Raw genomic sequence first — 20,406 nt, 5'->3', positions numbered from 1 at the left:
ACAGGCATATGCTGGAACAAATGGGCATTGCTGCCAAAGCTGCGTCATACAAGCTGGCGCTGCTCTCCAGTCGCGAAAAAAACCGCGTACTGGAAACGATAGCTGATGAGCTGGAAGCGCAAACGGAAAGCATCCTCAGCGCGAACGTACAAGATGTTGAGCAAGCGCGAGCCAACGGCCTGAGCGACGCGATGCTCGACCGCCTGGCGCTGACTCCGGCGCGTCTGAAAGCGATTGCCGACGATGTGCGTCAGGTATGTAATCTCGCCGACCCGGTCGGGCAGGTGATTGACGGCGGTCTGCTGGATAGCGGCCTGCGTCTCGAACGTCGTCGCGTTCCGCTGGGCGTGATTGGCGTGATTTATGAAGCGCGTCCAAATGTCACCGTTGACGTTGCTTCCCTGTGCCTGAAAACCGGTAATGCGGCGATCCTGCGCGGTGGGAAAGAGACGTACCGAACGAATGCTGCAACCGTGGCGGTTATCCAAAAGGCGCTGGAAGCCTGTGGTTTACCCGCTGCAGCCGTGCAGTCGATAGATAACCCGGACCGCGCGCTGGTCGCTGAAATGCTGCGTATGGATAAGTACATTGATATGCTGATCCCTCGCGGCGGCGCGGGTCTGCATAAGCTGTGCCGTGAGCAGTCGACTATCCCGGTCATCACCGGCGGCATTGGGGTCTGTCATATTTATGTTGATGATAGCGCGGAGATCGACCCGGCGCTGAAGATTATCGTCAACGCCAAAACCCAGCGTCCGAGCACCTGTAACACCGTAGAAACCCTGCTGGTGCATCAGGATATCGCTGCGCGTTTTCTGCCTGCGCTGAGCCAGCAGATGGCACAAAGTGGCGTCACGCTGCATGCCGACGACATCGCGCTGGCCACATTGCAGGCAGGGCCCGCTAACGTGGTTGCGGTGAAAGCCGAAGAGTATGACGACGAGTTTCTGTCGTTGGATCTGAACGTGAAAATCGTTACCGATCTGGACGATGCTATCACCCACATTCGCGAGCATGGGACCCAGCATTCCGATGCCATCCTGACGCGCACCCTGCGTAACGCCGATCGTTTCGTGAATGAAGTGGACTCTTCTGCCGTGTACGTTAATGCCTCTACTCGTTTTACCGATGGCGGCCAGTTCGGACTAGGGGCGGAAGTGGCTGTGAGTACGCAAAAACTGCACGCGCGCGGCCCAATGGGTCTGGAAGCACTGACCACCTATAAGTGGGTTGGCTTCGGTGACGACACGATTCGTGCGTAATTGAAAACGGGCGATGCCATAATAGGTCTATGATTTTCAGGTCTGTTAAGGCATTGCTCGGTTAATTCTACTCTTTACCCCGCTACCGCATTTGTTTTCTATCCTGTGTTTTATCATCATCCGCATCAGTCTGGTTTTTAGCCATGTGCTCCCCGGCGTCGAAAAGGCGACGTATCACAGAATTTTCCCTACCAGCATGAATTTTCTGGGTCTGCGGCTCACGTATTGTTCCTATGGTCCAATCTATTAGAATCAGTCTCATTTTTATGAGGAGTCGTTGCGTGAAATCGGATATTCACAAACATAGCATTCCTGTTGTGCCACTCGGCAACCCGTTTCCCCCCCGCCATTGTTCACTGTGTCCAAAGGGCGCGGCGATTGATCGTGATAATCAATACCGATTAATAGACAAAAGAAGGAAGTTTAAAGCGGGGGAGATACTCGCCCGCCAGGATGGAGCCGCGGACATGCTTTTTGTTATTCACGAGGGGTACTGCACGTCCAGCGTGGAATGTGGTGATAACGATTTTATCAGTCGCTTTTATGTTCCGGGAGACATCATGGCGCTGGATGCCGTTGAGGGGGGTAAGTATCTGACAACGATCAAGGCTGCAACGGCTGCGGAGGTATGTCATATCGATATTGCGCGGTTATTCAAGGCAGCAGAAAAGGAGCCGTCGGTTGCAGCGGCAGTCATCAAGTTTCTCTGCAGGGACAATGGATTCATTGTTGAAAAACTACGGCGTTATGCCAATAAACATGCTGAGGCCAGAATCGCTGCTTTCCTCGTGGAGTTTTACGAAATGCATTTACGTATTGGCAGGCCAGAAACGACGCTTCGCTTGCCATTCTCGCGGGAGGAAATTGCCAGTTATCTCGATCTTAAAATTGAAACCGTTAGCCGCTCATTAAAATCCCTCGAACATCAAAAGTTGATTAGCTTACATCGGGTCCGTACGGTAACAATTAATAGTTATTTGGGGTTGAAAGGTTTCAGCTAACGCTATCTTTGCCGTGCGTTATTTATCTCTTGATATTCCAGGAATATTCATTTTATATAGAAAATTCCTGGTTTTATTTATGTGGAATAATTATCAATTCGAATGATAATCCTACAGGTCAGCGCTATTTTTATAAGAATATTCCCCCTTAAATAAATATTTCATGAGAATTTTCTTGTGAAGTTAAAAAATTAGCATGATTGCAACAAATAATAAACATTATAGAGAGAGTATGTGGATGTTAATTATCTTTATGTTTTTTAAGGGTTTTACTCCTGGGCTATTTGTATGATCTTTTTGATATTTATCAAAAACTTAAAAAAGATGAATTGTTTGGTTTTTATTGTTCGTGTGGATAATAATTCTAAAAATGTACGTATTTTAAGTAATTATATCTTAGGAAACTTCTTAGATAATGTTTTTTATAGGAAAATTCTTAGTGTTTTGTAATTTTTACGTTTTAGGGTTTGTTGAGATGTTACTTAATCCAAATGATAATTTTCTGGCGCGGCAATTCTGGCTCGCAATTAATGGAACCGCTGGAGTGACTTAATAATAAGACTCGGTGGTGAGTTTGTTCTTAGGAGAAGATAAAATGAAAAAAATATTATTAGTAACATCTCTGGCTTCTGTATTTGTTGCAGCAAATGCAATGGCAGATGTTACTGCTTCTGCAACAGCCTCGTGGGACGCGACGGCAACGAAAGATACCACCAGCATGTTGGTTGTCACCCCGCTGAACTCTTTAACTTTCCAGTATGCTGAAGGGCTGAATGCCTTCAACTCTCAGGACGGTGCTTTTGATGTGACGATTCAGGGTCAGGAGACGGCAACTGATTTTGAACTGACTGCTCAGATTATTAGTAACACTCTGATCAACGCCAGTGGTGATGCTTCTACCCTGAACGTAGGGGTGGCATGGAATGGCACTGCGCTGACTAATTCATCAGATACTGTCCTTGTTAACTCCAGCTCCACTTCTGGTCTTGAAAGCTTGATGGCTGATGGCGCTTATAACGGTGCCGATCGTGTCAGCGATCAATCCAACTTCAAATTCACCATCGCGTCAGCGACTTCTGATGGTAGTCAGACAGTAGCAGATTACTCTGCACTGCCAGACGGCTATTGGACTGGCGATGTAAAAGTACAGTTCAATGCAACCTGGACGACTCCGTCTGCCTAAGTAATAAAAATTCGGGAGAATTTGTTCTCCCGAATTTATCAGGAATGGTGTCATGAAAAAATATTTACCGGCAGCAATGTTGGTAGGGTTAGTAGCATCTTTTCCCGGATGGGCAATTAATGTTGGTGAAATTACATCGATCATGACTTCTGCTGAGAGTTCATTATCGAAAGAAATTATCAATACGACAGATGCGGCGCGTTATGTCAGTGTTTCGGTAAAACAATTGTCATCACCTTTGGCGGGGGGAATCGAAATAAAGCCCGTTAATTCCGGAGAATTACTCTCTACACCTGCCAATCTTATTCTTCCAGGTCAGGCGAAGGATGTTTTTCGTTTCTTTTATAAAGGACCTGCAGATGATGTCGAGCGTTATTATCGTCTGCAATGGATAGATGAGCCGGTCACCGAGAGCGCGGAAACCCGGGCGAATAAAATGGCTGTTGCAACAGCGTCGGCTGAAATTGGCACTATTTTGGTAGTCGCGCCGCGCAAGGAGCGTTTTGAATATAGCCGAAATGGCGATGTTATTACCAATACCGGCAATGTTTCGTTTCGTGTGATCGCCTATGGGGCTTGTAAAGATAAGGCTCGCGATCGGGGGCGAGGCTGTCGCGAACGTTATTACATTATGCCGGGTACAAAAATAAAATTACAGTTTACCGACATTAGTAATAGCCGTTCACGCATCGGTATCTGGCACGGTAAGCAGTTTATTACAGTGAAGTGATGGTCAATAGCAGGGATAAATAAAATTACCGGAATGTAAGGATGCAGATGACAACAACAAATATTGTCGGCGGTAGCATTTGTCTTTTTCTTGCGCTGACACCAGGATTTTCACATGCAGCCCCAGTAAAAGTGGGTAATTATGTTATCCCCAGCGCTTTCGCCCGTTCACTGGAGCAGGGAATGACGGTGCCGGTATATATTCGTTACAACGAGACTGATGAGAAAAGTCAGCAAAAAGTTGCCGATGCGGTGATTTCCCTTGTTGATGGCAATATTACGGTTAAAGCCTTGACTCTTGCTGAATTGCCCAATAATGCCGTGTTATCTGGAAAAACCCGCGCGTTGGTGGAAAAAATTCGTGATGTGAAGTTTCACGATAACACCAACATCGAGCTATCGAATGATGCACGTCTGCAACTCAACGTCTCCTCATTTCATCTGGAGATGATTGTCAGCAAAGATGCGTTAACTGAAGCGATTGTCGCACGCAGCAGCCTGCTTGGACCTTCCAGCGTGGAGACTCTCTCTAACGTCCTGAACTATAACTTTGGCACCTACTACAACGATTATCATAACGGCAGCAGTACCCGCAGCTATCTGACGATGGACAATACAACATCGCTGCGTGAACACCATGTCAACATTAACGGTTCGTTTTACGGCATAGGCGACAGCAACAGCACCAGTAAACTCTATCGCGCGATGTATGAGCGTGATTATGACGGATATCGACTGGCGCTCGGGATGCTCGACACCTGGAATGTCCAGTCTATTGCCAGCCTGAATGCGCTGAATGGTGGGAAAATTTACGGCGTAAGCTACGGAAACAAAGGAAGTACGGTTGTTGAGAATACCTCGCTTTCGCTCACGCCAATTACCGTATTTTTGCCAGCCGCTGGCGAGGTTCATGTATTTCGTGACGGGCGTTTGCTCAGCGTACAGAACTTTAATATGGGCAGTTATGAAATTGATACCAGTCGTTTTCCGTATGGTGTTTATGATGTCACGGTAGATATCGTGGTCAATGGCCGGACAATTAATAGTCGTATCAGTCGGGTTAATAAAATCTTTGCCCGCCAACAGGCAGCCGGAATTGATCAGCTCTCATGGCAACTGTTTGGTGGCTCACTGGATTATGACCGTGTGAGTTATAAGCGAAACCACTATCAGGATTTAGGCAATGAGCAGACCTGGATTGCCGGCGGTGCCGCATCGGTGACGCTGGCGATATTGTCGGGGCTGGGCCTGAAATCTACGCTCTACGGTTTTGGCAACAATGCGGTTAATGAAACGGATGTCACACTCAATGTGAACGAATACGTAAGCATTGGCAATCAGACGCTGGTAGCGAACGATTCGTCATGGCGAAATATCAGTAATATCAATCTCAATGTCCCCGAGGGATATGGTTCCCTTTGGGCATCTCGTGAAGACAGTAAAATTGGCGACCGTCTGCCCGTGCAGGAGCGTGACAATTATTCCATTGGTGGCACTCTTAACCTCGGAAAGTTTATTCCTCATGGCGGCTCGCTTACCGTGAGTCAGACGGAGAATCGCTACTCGGGAAATAAATATCGTAACCTGGACTACAGCACGAACCTTTATTCAGGCAAGTATGCCACGGTTGGGTTGCGCGCAGGTATTCAGCGTTATTACTACAACAACCGGAATGACGATGGGCGACAGGAACGTTATGTCAGCCTGGATTTATCGTTGCCGTTGGCGTCCTGGATGAGCATGGGCGTCTCCCGGGATCGCTATGGCAGCACTCAGGGTAATCTCAGCGCGCGCAAGCAGTATGCTGAAGGCCCCATTAAATCTGTCGGATTGTCGGCTTCAACACGCCTGAGTGGCGAGCAGTATTACGACAATAATTATTCGGTAAACGGCAATCTGAGTTATGACACGAAATATAACGCCGGCACCGTATCGGTAACGCGTTCTGCGGACAACTCCACCAATATGAACTTCTCTTCTCAAGGTTCCCTGGCGTGGGCAGGAAAAGATTTCGGTCTGAGTAAAGAGAGGCAAAGGTCAGGCATTATTGTGAAAACCGATTTGACCGGCGAAGGGAAACTGGCTGCGAAGATTAATAACCGAAATTATCTTCTCAGCGGTAAATCAAATTTCATTGCACTGCCGCCTTATGCTCAGTACAAGCTGGAGATCCTCAATGATAAAAACTCTGAAGACAGCTTTGATATTGTTTCAGGGCGCAAACAGGAACTGACGCTATATCCGGGTAACGTGGGTGTTATCAACCCTGAAGTGAAAAGTATGGTCACCGTATTCGGGCGTATTCGTTATCCCGATGGGCAGTTGGCTGCAAACACCGATATTCATAATCACATCGGTAAAACGCGTACGGATGAAAAAGGGGAGTTTGCTATCGATATCGATAAGAAATATCCAGTCATCACGCTAATTTCAGCCAATGGCAGCCTATGCGAAGCCGATCTCGATTTGGAAAAAGCACGCGGCGCAGCGTGGGTTGGTGATGTGAAATGTTCCACGCAAACCACGATGGCGCAGAGGTAATAAAATGAAAGTATTAATTAAAGTAGCTACTGTAATCTGTGCCGTGGGGATTTTCACGCCTGCGCCTGCTTTGGCTTTGAATGCAGTATCTTCCGGCTCAGTCAGTAATAACTATTTGTTTATTGAAAATGCCATTGATAGTGAATACTTTATCACCCCCTCCGCACTCGACCCTCGTTTCAGCGGTTCAAACACGTGGATAAAATACGGTACCTCTCAGGTGAGTCTCGGGTATTTAGGTTTTGTCATCTGGACTGCGCCAGGAAATTATTATCAGGACATGTGGATTGATAATTCCCCGATTAACGGGCCTTTTCGGGGGATCCGTTGTTATAGCGGCAGCCAGTGTCCATCAACTGGATTTATTGCCGGGCAAGGCACTGATAAAAACGGTTTTTATCATGCGCAGGTGGGATCTGTCGCAGGTGTTATTGGTGGCGCCTACGGATTCGCTTCCCTGACGGATACTGCCTATGAGTACTTTCGCAATGTGCCTACCGGTAGCAGCGAAACCTATGTGTTCAACCGTTGTTATACTTCCGTGGATTATGATTATTCTTCCGGGCAACGTTGCAAAGATCAATCGAAAGGATTATGGAATTACGTCAATTATACGTTAACCAAACGCGGTCATCTGTCACTGGTATCGACTAATGCATTTCAGGAGCTTTGGGTTGCCAGCGACGGTACGCCGAGCATCACCAAAGACTCTGGTTATTGTGAGCTTGGCGTGGTGGGCGGCGCTGACGGCGTGATTTGCAAAATGGTGAGTTATAACCTGCAACAAACCGCCAATCTGACCGCCTCCCTGACGTTTCGCGCTTATGTCGACACGGCGATGCTTGGTTTTACGCCTGGACCGGCCACCGTGAAATACTCCGGGAATGGTTCAAACTGGTATAACTATGGTACTTCAACTGCTTATTACAACGTTTTCACGACCTCTGGAGAGTACATATATATTTTTCTGTCAAAAGTATTCCTGAAAAAACTCGTCGATTCAGGAATCAGCATTACTAACACTCAACCGTTTACCTTCGGTTTTTATAATGGCTTAACACCTGAGTCAGGGCACTACCAGTTTACGCCTTCGCTACAGATCAATATTGTGCCGAAGGAGTATGGGATCAGTATCGTCTCTTCAGACAACACCGCTTCTGCGAGCGGCAGTGGCACGATTGGCGACGCCGCTCCTATAGAAATAGATTACACCGTGACAGTCTCCGGTCCTCGTCAGGCTGATAGCATTACCGCGCAAGTTATCGGAGAAAGTACGACGATAAACAGTGTGCCTTACTGTCTGTTTACCTCCCCTCAAGGCGGGCTGTCAGTCCCAATCCCCGCCTTTCTGCAGTACAACAGTCAGTCGGGGGGCGTGGTGAAGAAACGAAATAGCTGTAGTGAAGCAGCAATCAATATGAGCGATGCGCAGTGGCAACAGACGCCTTGGGACGCAAATAACAATGATGATGGAAGCTATTATGCTACTGATTTAAAATTGCTTTTCCCAATGAATGATTCACGGTCGATGTTAACTGTTTCCGGAACAGATTGGGAAGGTGTCGTCAGTGCCAGTGGAGAGATAAAAGTCACGGCGAATTGGGTGGGAGTGACGCCATGAACCGCTGCCGTTTGGTGTTTAGATGGGTATTTATCTTACTTTCCGGGTTGACTATATTCTCCGCACAGGCTGTCTACCTGGAGTCGACCATTTATGAGATGCCATCGGATAAATCATTTATCAGCAAACGGATCTATAACGATAGCCAGAAACAGAATTTGTACAGTATTGGCGCAGTAAAAATTGATAAGCCTGGACCGGGAGGTGAAAACAGAAGTGCCATTGCTGAAGGCGAACTTCTGTTTACGCCGCTGAATTTTTCACTGGCTCCGCAGGCGAGTGAGTTTTTTAAGATTTTCTACCGTGGACCGCAGGATGATAAAGAACGCTATTACCGAATTCTGTTTCGTGAAATGCCGATAACGCTGTTTACCGAGCGTAATCAAGGGAAAGGAGGGCAGGCTCTCCCGGTGATCGCTATGGACACCATATTGGTTGTTCGCCCGAGAAAAATGAATCTGGCCTACACCATTGATGAGGCAAACGGAACACTGAAAAACACCGGGAATACTTTTTTTAAAATCATCGTACACCTGGGGTGCAACTCAACCGATGATGAAGCCACCATGCGTTATGTGTTGCCGGGTGAAACCTGGCGTAGTAGCGAATTGAAATCAAAAAACCGGAAATTTATCGTTGCATTGCAGAAATACATACCAGTAGGTCAGGGGTGCTTCAAACTCAATCAATAGTAAGCATTAAGTCTGATCCGATATGTCATGGTTAGATATCGAACCTATACTGTAACTATCTTTATACAATGCAGTGATCAGCTCGGCACAGATGAAATTTTAGTCATTTGCACTCAACGTCACGGTAATTAAGAGTCAGGTAGTATGAACAGTATAATTAATGAACAGGTTGAGTATGATTCCACCAGAAAAAGCCTGAAACATCGCGATACGACAATAATTCTTTCGGCGTCTACCTCGAGACTACTTGAGCTATTCATTGCCCATAAAAATCAACAAGTCCACCGCGAGTTTATCATTGAAGAAGTGTGGAAAAAGCATGGCATGGCCCCATCGGGTCATAGTCTTAATAAAAGCATCAGTATTTTGCGAAAAGCATTTAGTGAGCTGGGGGCGGGTAATCCCATTGAAACGCTGCCTCGGCAGGGATTTTTGTTCCATGCTTCGATCAGCGATGAATCGTCATCTTCCTGTGAAGATGAAACTGTGCGTTCGGTAACTGAGACGGTGAACTCATCCGTAAGACCAAAACGTAAAAATATTATTCTGTTCATTTTATTATTTGCATTTCTTGGAAGCGCTATTTTTATATTTTCAGCACTTAATTTAAGCTCCAAAAATTTTATCTATATCAGGGCAATAGATGATTGTGAACTTTATACTGCCGATGACAATAATGCTGATAAAACGAAAGCATTTTTATCTTCTGATATGTGGCGAAAAGTAAATGCGGCTTGTCATGATGGCAAGAAAACAATTGTTTTTTATGATGATAATAATTTATCAGCCGGCAATGATCTTAGAGTGAATTTGCTTGGGGTTTGTACGTTAGAGAAAGGAGGCGTTGTCCGTGAATGTGAAAATTTTGTTTATTAGTGGGGCAATCTTTCTTGCAGCGATAACAGCATATTTTTTATATCGCCATCAAGAACCTGAGACGCTGACCTGCTCGGCAAAAACTTACCTGCATCTGGAGGCGCAAACTCAGGGGGTAAAAATTGAAGGTGAAGTTCTGCTGGTTTTTCGTATTTCTTCTGCTACCGAAGGGCGGGTATCTCAGGTAGGAAGCCTCAATATTCAGGGTAAAAATTATGCTGTAGATCGTAATGTTATCCTGAATTTTATTGGTAAAGATCGTGATGGTTACCTGCAGACCCGTCGTGTAGCTATTGTTAAAAATAAAAATGATAATGTTCCTGATGACGTTACCGAACAACTCATGTCACGACAGGAAATTTTTTATTATAAGATCATCCATATCGCCAAAAATGTCTATGCGATCAGAGATCTGCGACGTACGTTAATGGTTTGTCGGGCAGCATAAGTAACAATAATATGTTATCCTTACGGTTTTAGTAGTTTTATATTTTGTCGTTTTTAGTGTTCGTGGTTTTTTGTTTTGTCTTACAGTGAAAATGAGCAATAGGATTTGTATTGATGAAGAATTAGGATTTTTCCTTTTTCAATAATTAAAATGGCCTTAACATTTAATGGTAATATTCATATGGATAATCGTGATTATAAATTCTGAAACTGCGTGAGATGACTTATGGATAAAGTTAATTCGCGGGCTGCATTGTAATTTCTGGAGGCTAAAGGTGTTGTATATTCTCTCGTGTATAAAACGAGGGACCTGCCATGCCATAAATTTAAGTTGGTGGTAACTATGAATACGAAAAAGGTTTTTCTGCTCAGTTATGATATTTTTCTTTTCTCAGGGATAAAAGCGTGGTTGCCAAATCTGGTGTTGGTCGATGCGCGGGCATTTATTTCTGGTTCACAGTCAATTATTCCACGGTATCCATCCTGTTTACTGGTGATCGATAACCGGTTACCATTATTCCAGGTCAGGAAGTGGTTTCAGAGAAATAGCACGCAGTTTATCAATATAAACTGTATTGTTCTTCGGATGAATGAAAACCGTTCTATTAATCGGGGATATGAGGAGTATGCATTCATTAATGGACGGGAATTATCGGATCAGCTGATTTCTCAGTTGAGAGCCAATCTAATGGCTCCCAATGAGGTTGTGGAAGTCACTAAAGGTTCAGCGATATTTACTTTTCATTTGACTGAGTTTGAAGAGAAAATGCTGTATGCATCTTTCACAAAGGAAAAATTGCACGATTTTTGTCATGCTAACTCGATAACAATTAAGTCAGTGTATCGATATCGGGAACGAATTACCGCTCGCCTGGGATTTTCTCATTTTAATGAAACTATCATTTTTTTAACCAGGAATAATCTATTGCATGAAGGTTCCTCGACGAACAGTCATTCTGGTAAGAATGTAATATACGGCGAAGCATATGATGTCTCAGATTCTAGTCGACTGAGTATGGCAATAAGGAATGAAGAAATCATTCCTTATTTTCAACCCATCGTAAATATCAACGAAGATGTCTGTGGTGTTGAGGTTTTGGCTCGTTGGCCACAGGGAGATAATTATGCTATTTCTCAGCGTGAGTTTATACCGCTGGCTGAAAAATGTGGCTTAATGAATGAGTTAACGAGCTATTTAATGAACACCGTCGCGCGTAATCTGGTCGACGGAAGCGAGGATTTCAATAAAACTTTATTCGTCTCTTTTAATGTGAGTCCATCAGGTTTAAGTAACCCCGTCTTTTATTGGGAGTGTCTTAATTTTATGGAAATAACGCAAAGGCTACCGATAAAATTGATGATTGAAATAACTGAAAACCAGACTCTCACTATTACTCCTGCAATCAAAGAGCTGATACGATCGTTGCGAAACAGAGGGGTTCTGTTTGCTTTAGATGATTTTGGGACGGGATACGCTAACCTTTGCTATCTCAATGAGTTAGACCTGGATGTTATAAAAATTGATAAAATGTTCATCAAAGCTATTAAAGAAGTTGAGCAACATATCCCTATGCTCGAGTCAATCATTCACCTTTCCGGACTCCTGGGGTTACGCATGGTGGCGGAGGGCGTTGAATATGGCTATCAGCAGCAATGGTTGGGGAAAAATAATGTTGATTACCTGCAGGGTTATCAATTTTTACCGCCAGTGACGTTTGATGATTTTATGCGTTACTACAAGCAGTCTTTAGATTTTTTTGAATCAGCGTCGGATTCTACTTTCTCAACGTAAAGCCTTTCGGGAACATCAGGGGCGGATGCCTCTGATGCAGGTATTTTTGTCGAGGTGAGTACGACAACTCCCGCCTGTCTGGTGAAGGAGACAGTCTGTTGTTAGTGAAGCATCGTTTGTTTATGTATCTAATACGGGGTATTTATAGCGGTATCAGCGTTAATTAAACCGATGCCGAGGTGAGTTCCTGGCCATGCGACATTTCCTGACAAAATTAAGAGTCTGGTTTCCGCCGCCTCTTATCTTAGTACTTTTTCTCGTTGCGGATGTGCTGACGGCGAGTCCGCGTTTCACATTCGGTGAGGTGAATATCGTGATAAGCGCATTGCTGGCCGGCGTCAGTCTGTTGGTGATATTGCATTCCGCGTGGCAGATGCGGATGAAACGTACGACCCTGAATCCGCTGCATGCACATAAATCGACCACGCTTGTTACCGACGGATGTTACGCCTGGAGCCGCAACCCGATCTACCTTGGTATGAGTGGACTCCAGTTGGCCTTTGCTCTTTGCATCGGTAGCCTGACTGGAGTACTGGCTGTACCGGTGTTTATGCTGGCGGTTGCCAGATTGCATATCGATTTTGAAGAGGAACAACTGCGAAAACATTTCGGGCTGGAGTGGGAGCGCTATGAACAACACGTTCGCCGCTGGTTATAGTAATACCCGACCGCGTATAAGCATGCCTGTAACGACACGATTCGTGCGTAATTGAAACCGGATGATGCAAAAATAGGCGTTTGATTCGCAAGGCCATTGACGCATCGCCCGGTTAGTTTTAACCTTCTACCCCGTGCTCGCATTCGTGGACATGTCCTTTTCAGGGCCGATATAGCTCAGTTGGTAGAGCAGCGCATTCGTAATGCGAAGGTCGTAGGTTCGACTCCTATTATCGGCACCATAAAAATCAATGAGTTACAGCTTTTCATCTGCATGTAATCCTACTGTTTTCTCCCCCGCGTACTTACTGGCGTACTTATTTAGCATTACATAGCTGAATGCCATGTGCCCGTTCTCAAACAGATTCTGACCTTACAGACGCTTTTTCATCCCGAGGGCTGGGTGAGGTTAAGTTGCTGTTTTAAGCACAACAGTTAAATGTGTTACGTCAGATCGACTGGACGGGGCGTCGCTCTTGAGAAAAGCACTATTCATCTGAGAGAAACCAAAACAGAGGTAGAACGCTACGTACAGCTATCTGATCAGACAATCGACTTTCTTAAGGTACTACGCCTTACCTCCGACAAATATCTATTTCCTTCACAGGCGACTAAAAAGCCAATCCAGCAGAAGTACCTGACCGAGAATTCATGGCGTTTACGTGAAAGCGGTCAAATGCTTGATATACCTCATTGGACGCCCCATGATCTGCGCCGTACAGTACGAACGGGGCTATCTCGTTTGCAGTGTCCAAATGAGGTAGCAGAGGCCGTATTGGGGCATACACGTGGCGGCGTTGAAGGGATTTATAATTTGTATAAGTATGATGCGGAGTGCCGGAAATGGCTGCAGGTATGGGCGGATTACTTGGATGGCCTGATAAAATAACAAATACAGATGTATTATTAATTTATGTTGCTGCAATAGAAGGGATTATTCATGCTTAGCGATTTCAATACCGAACAGCAAACTCTAATTGAGAAATTATCATTAGTTGATGATCTAGAAACTTGGGCAACTTATACCAGACATCTTGAAAAAGAAGTCAAGAAAAGCATCTATGAGTGTGCCAGACGTTTGTGGATAAAACGTAAAATACTTGATGGTAGTTTGCTTTTACATCCTAATGTTCGAATTGATTTAATTGAGCGGGAGTATAGGCCACTATCTATTCACAAGAAAATGATCTGGGCTAGTGTATTAGTCTCTTATAAGGGTGATGATAGTAAGGAGTATTTTAAAAGAGTAAAGGGGAAGATAATTAGAAAGTATGGTCTCAAATGGTGGAAAGATGTTGATAGTAGAATAAAGCCAGCTTATGCAGCGCAGCAACGTATTTTAAAGCGTGTTGGTGCTCTTGGCCCGGGAGTAAAATACTTTGCCTCACAAAGTTTGTTTGTAGGCAGCATGTTAAATGATGAACTTGAGGCAGCATTAAGAATGATTCCAGAGGATTAAGAGAAAATGCAATGAAGTTACCTTTTAGACGTTGAGTTGTGATTTTTTAATCATCGCATTGATATTTAATGTTTTTATTTTTTAATTATATTAATATACTCACATACGTACTCACTTTAGTTGATGCTGTCAACTCAGACTAGCTATCACAACTTCTGTTTACCCATTCTTCTTACTAAGAGAATATCCTTTGTCGCTGATGACCTGCCCACAGTATTAGATAGATCTGTTAGTAATGCCGATTTGTTTACCTTCTAATCTTCCATTTCTTCAGCTTGTAGAAAATTCAGCCGGCGTCTGATAATTCAGCGATGAATGAGCTCTTTATCCGTTAAAGTCCTGCCGCAGTCATAAATTATTTTCCGAGTATGACGAACAACGCCGAACCAGGGCTCATTCAGGCATTAATCCCGAAAGCGGCCATTAAAACTCTCGATAAATCCGTTCTGGGTTGGCTTACCCTGCTGGATTAGGCGCAATTCCACACCATGTTCAAAGGCCCATTGAACGAGTGCACGGCAAATAAATTCCGAGCCCTGACCAGTCGCCACGAAACAACGCGATGCTGTCCAGAATACGTTTCACTTGAAGTGATTCCTTATCCAGCATGGCTTTAGCGAGCCGCTTTTTGAGGCTGGAGTTCTCCTCTTCTAGTGACTTGAACCACTTCACTTCGGGGAATTACATGCACCAAACTTCTTGCGGCAGGTACAGAAGGTGGCGTCTGAAATAGCGTGCTTGCGGCAAAGTTCCCGGGCCGAAACTTCGGCTTCGGCTTCGCGGAGGATACTGATGATCTGCTGGTCGGAAAACGATTCTGCATGGGACGTTCTCATGTAGCTTATGCAGACATTACTAACATCGGGGGTGTACTAAATCAACGGGGAAGCTAGTCACAAGGCTGGTAATCGTTCATGAAATCACTAGGCTAGGGCATTAGGCTCGATGGTAACTGTTACGAAAACGCGGTGCAGAAAACTTTTTCCTGCAAAGATACTGATGTTAGTATTGACGGGAAGGTTGTAATTACTTTAGAAATTAATGCTGATCTTCATAGAAGGTTACAATTTATTCGATAGCAGTTGTTATATTTCTTGCTTTTAATAATTTACAAGGTGAAGTTATGGAACTGGTTTTTGTTTATGTTGAAGAACATAAGATATTGAAAAATATTGGTGCTTCATTTAGTTCCAATTATAAAACTACTTATGTAGATAATGTGCTAAAAATTGTAGGTGCTGAGGATAAAACATTCGATTACTATAGGGGGTGTAATATAAAGGCTATAGTTGGCCAAAATGGTACTGGCAAGTCATCTATATTGGACTTTATAGAAACATCATGCTCGAAATATACCGAGTCAAGTGGCTTTATTGTTTGGTATGATTATGATGAAAGGGTTTTTTTAGTCCATGATCTAAATGATACTCTTAAAGAAGTAAGGATTGAGTGTTGTTCGGATTATAAGGTGGTGAAAAATAACAAAAGATATCTTATAAATACAGAGACCAAAATATTCAAAATTAACAACATATCTTCAGTTGGTTTGTACGGGCTTAATAAAAAAACATCAAATGTAGTAGACTACTCATTAGGTACGCAATCAAAATATCGAGGAAAAAAAAGAACTGTAAATTTGGGCCGAATGCTTAACTTTTTTAATAATAGTGAGTGGTTGAAAAGCAAGCAAGCCGGATATAAGTATGTATTTGAGTTCAAACTGCCAAGTTCTACTATAAGAAAATGGGTGTTTAGTCTCCTTGACGAGATAAATAAAGATTTGAGTGAAAAAGAGTTGAAGAGTAAAAATAGAGCTTATGAAATGGAACTTTTTGAGTTAGAACCTATTTTTTACGCTAAAGATTCTATTTCTGTTGAAGATATTTTTCAGGGGCTTTTAAAGAGGAATATTTTCAGTTTTGTCAGAGCAATGCCTTCGATGAGAATCACTTCATCAAAAACTGCTGACTCTATATGTATTGAGCTAATCAATAGTGGCGTATTATTAGAACGAATTAACAATAAAAAAATAATTGATATAGTTAAATTAGTTCATGAAAGATGTTCCAAAGATACCCGGACTGGGATATATGATTTGTTCGATTATAATGAAATTCTGGACTTACATTTTTCTAGGTTCTTAGATTCATTAATGAATGTGTCACACGCTATAGCGGATGCAATAGCACTTCAGTCGAAAGGATACGCAGATAAACTTGAATCAAATAATTATGAGTGCATTATAAATTTACTTGATTCATTCACAGCACTACATACTTCCATTGTAAATAATTTTAATTATGGCTGGGAGGGGTTTAGCACAGGTGAGTTGGCTAAGCTTAATATATTTTCTTCACTTTATAATATCTATAGTGAGTTTGAAGGGAGAAATGCATTAATTATAGTAGATGAAGTTGATTTGTTTCTTCATCCTGAGTGGCAAAGAACATTTCTAAATGAATTAGTTTCTTTTATCGAGGGGACGAATTTTAATGCTAAATTACAAATTATACTGACAACGCACTCTCCTATAATAATAGGAGACTTTTTACCGAAGGATATAGTTTCCTTACGCCTGAATGAAGATAATATTCCAGTGATAGTTGATTCTTACGGCTTTGGTACAGGAATTACCGAATCGTACATCTTAGGTATGCATATCAAGTCAACTTACGGAGAACTATCGAGACTAAAGTTAAGCGAGTTGATAAATAATAAAATAAAAGGTGTGTTATCAGACAAAGATAAAATATTTATTGAGCAAATATCTAATTCTGAGCTAAAGGAGAGCATGTTGAAATGATCAGTTTCGCATATTCTTTTGATAAGAAGTTTATAAAAGGCATCATTAATGATTTTTTTATACCTAAAAGTTTGAATAAGGCTGATGTGGTTAAGAGAAGCTGTTTTCTACATGATAGGCGCAACTATAAAAATTTATGTGCTATTTTAGAACAATATAGCTTACAAAAGATAATTTTTTGTAAGCCACAAAACTTTAAAAACACTAGTATTAAAGTATTTAGAGATCTTCCTATTTTGGCTGATTTTTATCATCCAGCCTGCATATTTAAATATGCAATAGTCGATGATTCAATTCTTACGCTGAAAGGTAGAGCAGCACAGGATGCATATACTATATCCTATATTAATGTGGTTTTAGAACTTAAGCGAATGCAAGTCACCTATAATTCTTATAGAAGTGGTTTTCTTTATAATGAGCTTATTAGCAATCCTAGCGTCTCTACACTTACAAGAATCATCAGAAAAGTAAAGTTATTGAAAACAGTAGGTTGTAAATTAACTAAAAAGCAGGTATCTGAATATCCTGAATGGGTGACGTTATTCCAAACAATTTTTGATTATAAGGATTTAAGTAAATGCTTTGGGTATGATATTGTTAAGTCGAGTAATTTGGAAGTGTGTCCATACTGCAATGCCGAAGATATAAGGCTTATTGAAGGTGAAAAAAAACACAGGCCTGATATCGATCATTTTTTACCACAGTCAAAATATCCTTTCTTTGCAACATCCTTGTATAATTTTGTCCCCGCAGGTGCCGCATGCAACCGTTCATTTAAAAGAGATGTCGATTTGATAAATGGTTACATTCATCCATTATTGCAAGGGATAGAAAAAATTAGGTTATTTGATTTTTCCTATATTGATGTTGAGGGAAAAGTAAATATTGAGTTAAACGATATTCCGGCCTTTAATTCAAATGTTAAGTTATTTGAATTGCATGCAGTCTACAAACACAGAAAATATTATCAAAGGTATTCAGAACTTAGGAATATTTATCAGGAAATGTTATTGATTCTTGCGCAGGGAGATATCTCTCGCAAGAAGGGGTTGATGGAAACGTTCTTTCATACTAGTAAGAGTTATAGAGTAATGAAAGATAAGAAATTTGAAGCCGAAGCATTGGATCATATAATAGAAAAGTTTGAGCTAGTCAGTCAGCAACTGGGACGATCATGAGGATCATGTGAGTCTAAAAATCTGGTAGCCACTCCGTTGTTAGAGCAGTGGCTAACTATATGTATTTTTTCCTATTTTAGGGTTTGGTCTTTTCACTTTTTCGGGAGGCACTACAGCCATGGAAAGACCCTGCTATTCCAATCACAACGGGCAGGAGGACACAGTAGTGTGGCTGCCCAGACTTATCGACATGCTACACTCAAGTGAAGTTTCAGTGTGGCGACGGAACTACAGTAATGCTTGATTATAATGACAGCATATAGTCTTCATATACCTATGGACTTAATTAACCTTCAGAACCTGGTCTACTAATCGTCTGAGTCTGATTGAAAATTTGATTGACGTATTTGCATCCAAGTTCGTAGGATAAGTAAATTCCGTGATCAGTAATCAGCTGTACTGGAAGTGATTACAGTCGCAATGCCGATTTTACACGCTATGACAGGTTTATTTTGTTTTATATCTGTAGCAGTTAGTTGTTAATGTACTGACTCTACATGTGCTTGGCAGGTTAGATTTAATAATAATAGGAGCATTAGTTAGGAGATTTTTTCTTGGTTCAGTTGTATGGCGTGTAATGAGTCAACTGAATACAATAATAGCTACAATGGAAAATATGATGATCGTTTCATGGAGTTTCCTTTTGGGATAAAGCATTAACTACTTCACCCAAAAGGAACCTGAATGTTATTCAGTGATTATAATCCTGATACGTTTATATAAAACTGACCTTTACCCTCATCTGTTTTTTGTATCCGGTAAGTTACTGGTAGAGAATTTTGCAGATCAGGTTTTGTGAACGTTAAATCAGCCGCGCACTGATAAACATCCAGATCTGATTCATGGCTAATTGTTCTGACATTTTCTACAGAAATACGCACATCCTTATCCAGCGTCATACCTTTCTCGATGGTCTTTCTGGCAATATCTACGACAAGATTTTTTGCATCGTCACTACTACATTTTGGCGTTTTCTCGCCGCAACCAGCCAGCAAACCAGCTGCTATTAATAATGTAAATAGACCCGTTTTAGTTCCATGCATTTTTTGAGATCCCGGCCAAATAATGGTGCTGTCGGTATTCCTCCGGTGTCATATTGTTCAGTGATTCATGCGGGCGTTCACAGTTATATTCTGACAACCATTTCTCCGTAATTTCCCGCACTTCACTCAGCGTTCTGAACAGATAAAAATCGAGTATTTCTGTACGGTATGTCCGGTTAAAGCGCTCAATAAAAGCGTTCTGCGTCGGCTTACCCGGCTGAATAAATTCCAGTTTTACTGCATGTTGCTCTGCCCATTCAGCCAGTGCCAGAGAGATAAATTCCGGACCATTATCCATGCGTAGCATGACCGGATAGCCGCGATTTGCCGCAATCCTGTCGAGTACACGGACCACGCGCAAAGCTGGCAGATTCAGATCGATTTCAATCGACAATGCCTCACGGTTAAAGTCATCAACGACATTGAACGTGCGAAAACGACGGCCACAGACCAGAGCATCATGCATAAAATCGACAGACCAGCTCTGGTTCAGCGCTTCCGGTGTGGCCAGTGGCGAGGGATTACGCACCGGCAACCGTTGTTTGCCTTTACGGCGAAAATTCAGCTTCAGCAGACAATAAATACGATGGATCCTTTTGTGATTCCACGGGTATCCCTGCCGCCGCAGAACCTGGAAAAGTTTTGGAAAACCGTATCGTGGGTATCGCTCTGCCACTGCCTGCAACGCGACAATAACAGGTTCGTCACGCGTGGTATCCGGACGGTAATGGTAAACCGTTCTGCTCAGGTTCAGACTCCGGCAGGCCTGACGGATACTGAGTCCAAATGTCGTTATCAGATGAGTGACCAGCTCACGCTTAAAGGCTGGTTTTAAAGCTTTTTTTCGATAACGTCTTTCAGCGCCCGGTTCTCAAGGCTCAGGTCGGCAAACATCTGTTTGAGACGTCGGTTCTCGTCCTCAAGATCCTTGATCTTTTTAATATCAGAAGCCTCCATGCCGCCGTATCTGGACTTCCAGTTGTAGTAGGTGGCTTCAGAGATACCGGTCTCCCGGCAGACATCTTTAACAGTTCGTCCGGCTTCAACCGACTTAATCACAGCGATGATCTGATGCTCAGTAAAACGGGCTTTACGCATAGCGATCTCCTTCGTTGGCAGATT

At 42.9% G+C, this 20,406-nt stretch carries 16 protein-coding genes, 1 tRNA gene and 2 pseudogenes; 16 read left to right on the top strand and 3 right to left on the bottom strand.

The genetic code is table 11. From position 1 onward, the window contains the following. Nucleotides 1-8: 8 nt before the first annotated feature. The 14 genes and pseudogenes from proA (at nucleotide 9) to HVZ39_RS19725 (ending at nucleotide 14,260) form a co-directional block, all read left to right on the top strand. Entirely contained in the window at nucleotides 9-1,262 is a 1,254-nt protein-coding gene (gene proA / locus HVZ39_RS19790) for a glutamate-5-semialdehyde dehydrogenase (protein ID WP_103765891.1), read from the top strand. Nucleotides 1,263-1,543: 281 nt separating this feature from the next. Then, the gene (locus HVZ39_RS19785) at nucleotides 1,544-2,263 is read left to right on the top strand and encodes a Crp/Fnr family transcriptional regulator (RefSeq protein ID WP_047498426.1); all 720 of its coding nucleotides are present in this window, start codon (nucleotides 1,544-1,546) and stop codon (nucleotides 2,261-2,263) included. Between the two features lie 595 nt (nucleotides 2,264-2,858). Then, a complete protein-coding gene (locus tag HVZ39_RS19780) occupies nucleotides 2,859-3,446 on the top strand; it encodes a common pilus major fimbrillin subunit EcpA (RefSeq protein WP_046276283.1) in 588 nt (195 codons plus the stop codon). A 52-nt stretch (nucleotides 3,447-3,498) separates the two neighbouring features. Then, nucleotides 3,499-4,176 carry a hypothetical protein gene (locus HVZ39_RS19775; RefSeq protein WP_046276284.1) on the top strand — a complete coding sequence of 226 codons (678 nt, stop codon included), beginning with the start codon at nucleotides 3,499-3,501 and terminating at the stop codon, nucleotides 4,174-4,176. 47 nt (nucleotides 4,177-4,223) lie between these two features. Then, nucleotides 4,224-6,716 carry a CS1-pili formation C-terminal domain-containing protein gene (locus HVZ39_RS19770; protein ID WP_181632875.1) on the top strand — a complete coding sequence of 831 codons (2,493 nt, stop codon included), beginning with the start codon at nucleotides 4,224-4,226 and terminating at the stop codon, nucleotides 6,714-6,716. A gap of 4 nt (nucleotides 6,717-6,720) precedes the next feature. Further along, nucleotides 6,721-8,337, top strand: coding sequence for a fimbrial protein (locus tag HVZ39_RS19765; RefSeq protein WP_181629151.1), 1,617 nt, complete (start codon nucleotides 6,721-6,723; stop codon nucleotides 8,335-8,337). Beyond that, nucleotides 8,334-9,029 carry a fimbria/pilus periplasmic chaperone gene (locus tag HVZ39_RS19760; RefSeq protein ID WP_047417050.1) on the top strand — a complete coding sequence of 232 codons (696 nt, stop codon included), beginning with the start codon at nucleotides 8,334-8,336 and terminating at the stop codon, nucleotides 9,027-9,029. Before HVZ39_RS19765 ends, HVZ39_RS19760 begins: the two co-directional genes overlap by 4 nt. Nucleotides 9,030-9,173: 144 nt before the next feature. Next, nucleotides 9,174-9,905, top strand: coding sequence for a winged helix-turn-helix domain-containing protein (locus tag HVZ39_RS19755; RefSeq protein ID WP_181632874.1), 732 nt, complete (start codon nucleotides 9,174-9,176; stop codon nucleotides 9,903-9,905). Beyond that, complete coding sequence (locus HVZ39_RS19750; protein ID WP_047498186.1) at nucleotides 9,880-10,353, top strand: hypothetical protein; 474 nt, start codon at nucleotides 9,880-9,882, stop codon at nucleotides 10,351-10,353. The genes HVZ39_RS19755 and HVZ39_RS19750 overlap by 26 nt, the downstream gene beginning before the upstream one ends. A 342-nt stretch (nucleotides 10,354-10,695) precedes the next feature. Further along, entirely contained in the window at nucleotides 10,696-12,144 is a 1,449-nt protein-coding gene (locus HVZ39_RS19745) for an EAL domain-containing protein (RefSeq protein WP_181632873.1), read from the top strand. 313 nt (nucleotides 12,145-12,457) lie between these two features. After that, complete coding sequence (locus HVZ39_RS19740; RefSeq protein WP_249419251.1) at nucleotides 12,458-12,802, top strand: isoprenylcysteine carboxylmethyltransferase family protein; 345 nt, start codon at nucleotides 12,458-12,460, stop codon at nucleotides 12,800-12,802. Between the two features lie 165 nt (nucleotides 12,803-12,967). Then, nucleotides 12,968-13,043 (top strand) — tRNA-Thr (locus tag HVZ39_RS19735). A 233-nt stretch (nucleotides 13,044-13,276) separates the two neighbouring features. Further along, nucleotides 13,277-13,690: pseudogene (locus tag HVZ39_RS19730) on the top strand (tyrosine-type recombinase/integrase); the annotation flags it as partial. Between the two features lie 51 nt (nucleotides 13,691-13,741). Then, nucleotides 13,742-14,260 (top strand): hypothetical protein, encoded by a 519-nt coding sequence (locus tag HVZ39_RS19725; protein ID WP_181632871.1) that lies wholly within the window; start codon nucleotides 13,742-13,744, stop codon nucleotides 14,258-14,260. Between the two features lie 270 nt (nucleotides 14,261-14,530). Here HVZ39_RS19725 and HVZ39_RS19720 read toward each other — a convergent pair. After that, nucleotides 14,531-15,096 (bottom strand): annotated as a pseudogene (locus tag HVZ39_RS19720) (integrase core domain-containing protein). Between the two features lie 287 nt (nucleotides 15,097-15,383). Here HVZ39_RS19720 and HVZ39_RS19715 point away from each other — a divergent pair. Both HVZ39_RS19715 and HVZ39_RS19710 read left to right on the top strand, forming a co-directional pair. Continuing rightward, nucleotides 15,384-17,063: an ATP-binding protein gene (locus HVZ39_RS19715; RefSeq protein WP_053390072.1), complete on the top strand. Its 1,680-nt coding sequence runs from the start codon at nucleotides 15,384-15,386 to the stop codon at nucleotides 17,061-17,063. Then, nucleotides 17,060-18,241, top strand: a complete 1,182-nt coding sequence (locus HVZ39_RS19710; protein ID WP_181632870.1) for a hypothetical protein — start codon at nucleotides 17,060-17,062, stop codon at nucleotides 18,239-18,241. Before HVZ39_RS19715 ends, HVZ39_RS19710 begins: the two co-directional genes overlap by 4 nt. 698 nt (nucleotides 18,242-18,939) lie before the next feature. On the opposite strand, the gene HVZ39_RS19705 is transcribed toward HVZ39_RS19710, so the two are convergent. Together HVZ39_RS19705 and HVZ39_RS19700 are read right to left on the bottom strand one after the other, a co-directional pair. Then, a complete protein-coding gene (locus tag HVZ39_RS19705; RefSeq protein ID WP_181632869.1) occupies nucleotides 18,940-19,284 on the bottom strand; it encodes a hypothetical protein in 345 nt (114 codons plus the stop codon). Next, nucleotides 19,271-20,382, bottom strand: a protein-coding gene (locus HVZ39_RS19700; RefSeq protein ID WP_181632868.1) for an IS3 family transposase whose coding sequence is annotated in 2 segments (ribosomal slippage) — nucleotides 19,271-20,121 and nucleotides 20,121-20,382 — 1,113 coding nt in all. Because the reading frame shifts where the segments join, the coding sequence is not laid out codon by codon here. Before HVZ39_RS19700 ends, HVZ39_RS19705 begins: the two co-directional genes overlap by 14 nt. Nucleotides 20,383-20,406: the final 24 nt, after the last annotated feature.

The sequence above is a fragment of the Citrobacter sp. RHB35-C21 genome, assembly GCF_013816515.1.
Lineage (GTDB): Bacteria > Pseudomonadota > Gammaproteobacteria > Enterobacterales > Enterobacteriaceae > Citrobacter > Citrobacter braakii.
Note: the sequence above shows the minus strand (reverse complement) of the source record. Positions and strands in the feature narration are given on the sequence as shown.

Bases quoted from the DNA above. Each gene is read 5' to 3' on its own strand.
- proA (WP_103765891.1), top strand. From the start codon at position 9: ATGCTGGAACAAATGGGCATTGCTGCCAAAGCTGCGTCATACAAGCTG.
- HVZ39_RS19780 (WP_046276283.1), top strand. From the start codon at position 2,859: ATGAAAAAAATATTATTAGTAACATCTCTGGCTTCTGTATTTGTTGCA.
- HVZ39_RS19775 (WP_046276284.1), top strand. From the start codon at position 3,499: ATGAAAAAATATTTACCGGCAGCAATGTTGGTAGGGTTAGTAGCATCT.
- HVZ39_RS19770 (WP_181632875.1), top strand. From the start codon at position 4,224: ATGACAACAACAAATATTGTCGGCGGTAGCATTTGTCTTTTTCTTGCG.
- HVZ39_RS19765 (WP_181629151.1), top strand. From the start codon at position 6,721: ATGAAAGTATTAATTAAAGTAGCTACTGTAATCTGTGCCGTGGGGATT.
- HVZ39_RS19760 (WP_047417050.1), top strand. From the start codon at position 8,334: ATGAACCGCTGCCGTTTGGTGTTTAGATGGGTATTTATCTTACTTTCC.
- HVZ39_RS19755 (WP_181632874.1), top strand. From the start codon at position 9,174: ATGAACAGTATAATTAATGAACAGGTTGAGTATGATTCCACCAGAAAA.
- HVZ39_RS19745 (WP_181632873.1), top strand. From the start codon at position 10,696: ATGAATACGAAAAAGGTTTTTCTGCTCAGTTATGATATTTTTCTTTTC.
- HVZ39_RS19725 (WP_181632871.1), top strand. From the start codon at position 13,742: ATGCTTAGCGATTTCAATACCGAACAGCAAACTCTAATTGAGAAATTA.
- HVZ39_RS19715 (WP_053390072.1), top strand. From the start codon at position 15,384: ATGGAACTGGTTTTTGTTTATGTTGAAGAACATAAGATATTGAAAAAT.
- HVZ39_RS19710 (WP_181632870.1), top strand. From the start codon at position 17,060: ATGATCAGTTTCGCATATTCTTTTGATAAGAAGTTTATAAAAGGCATC.
- HVZ39_RS19705 (WP_181632869.1), bottom strand. From the start codon at position 19,284: ATGCATGGAACTAAAACGGGTCTATTTACATTATTAATAGCAGCTGGT.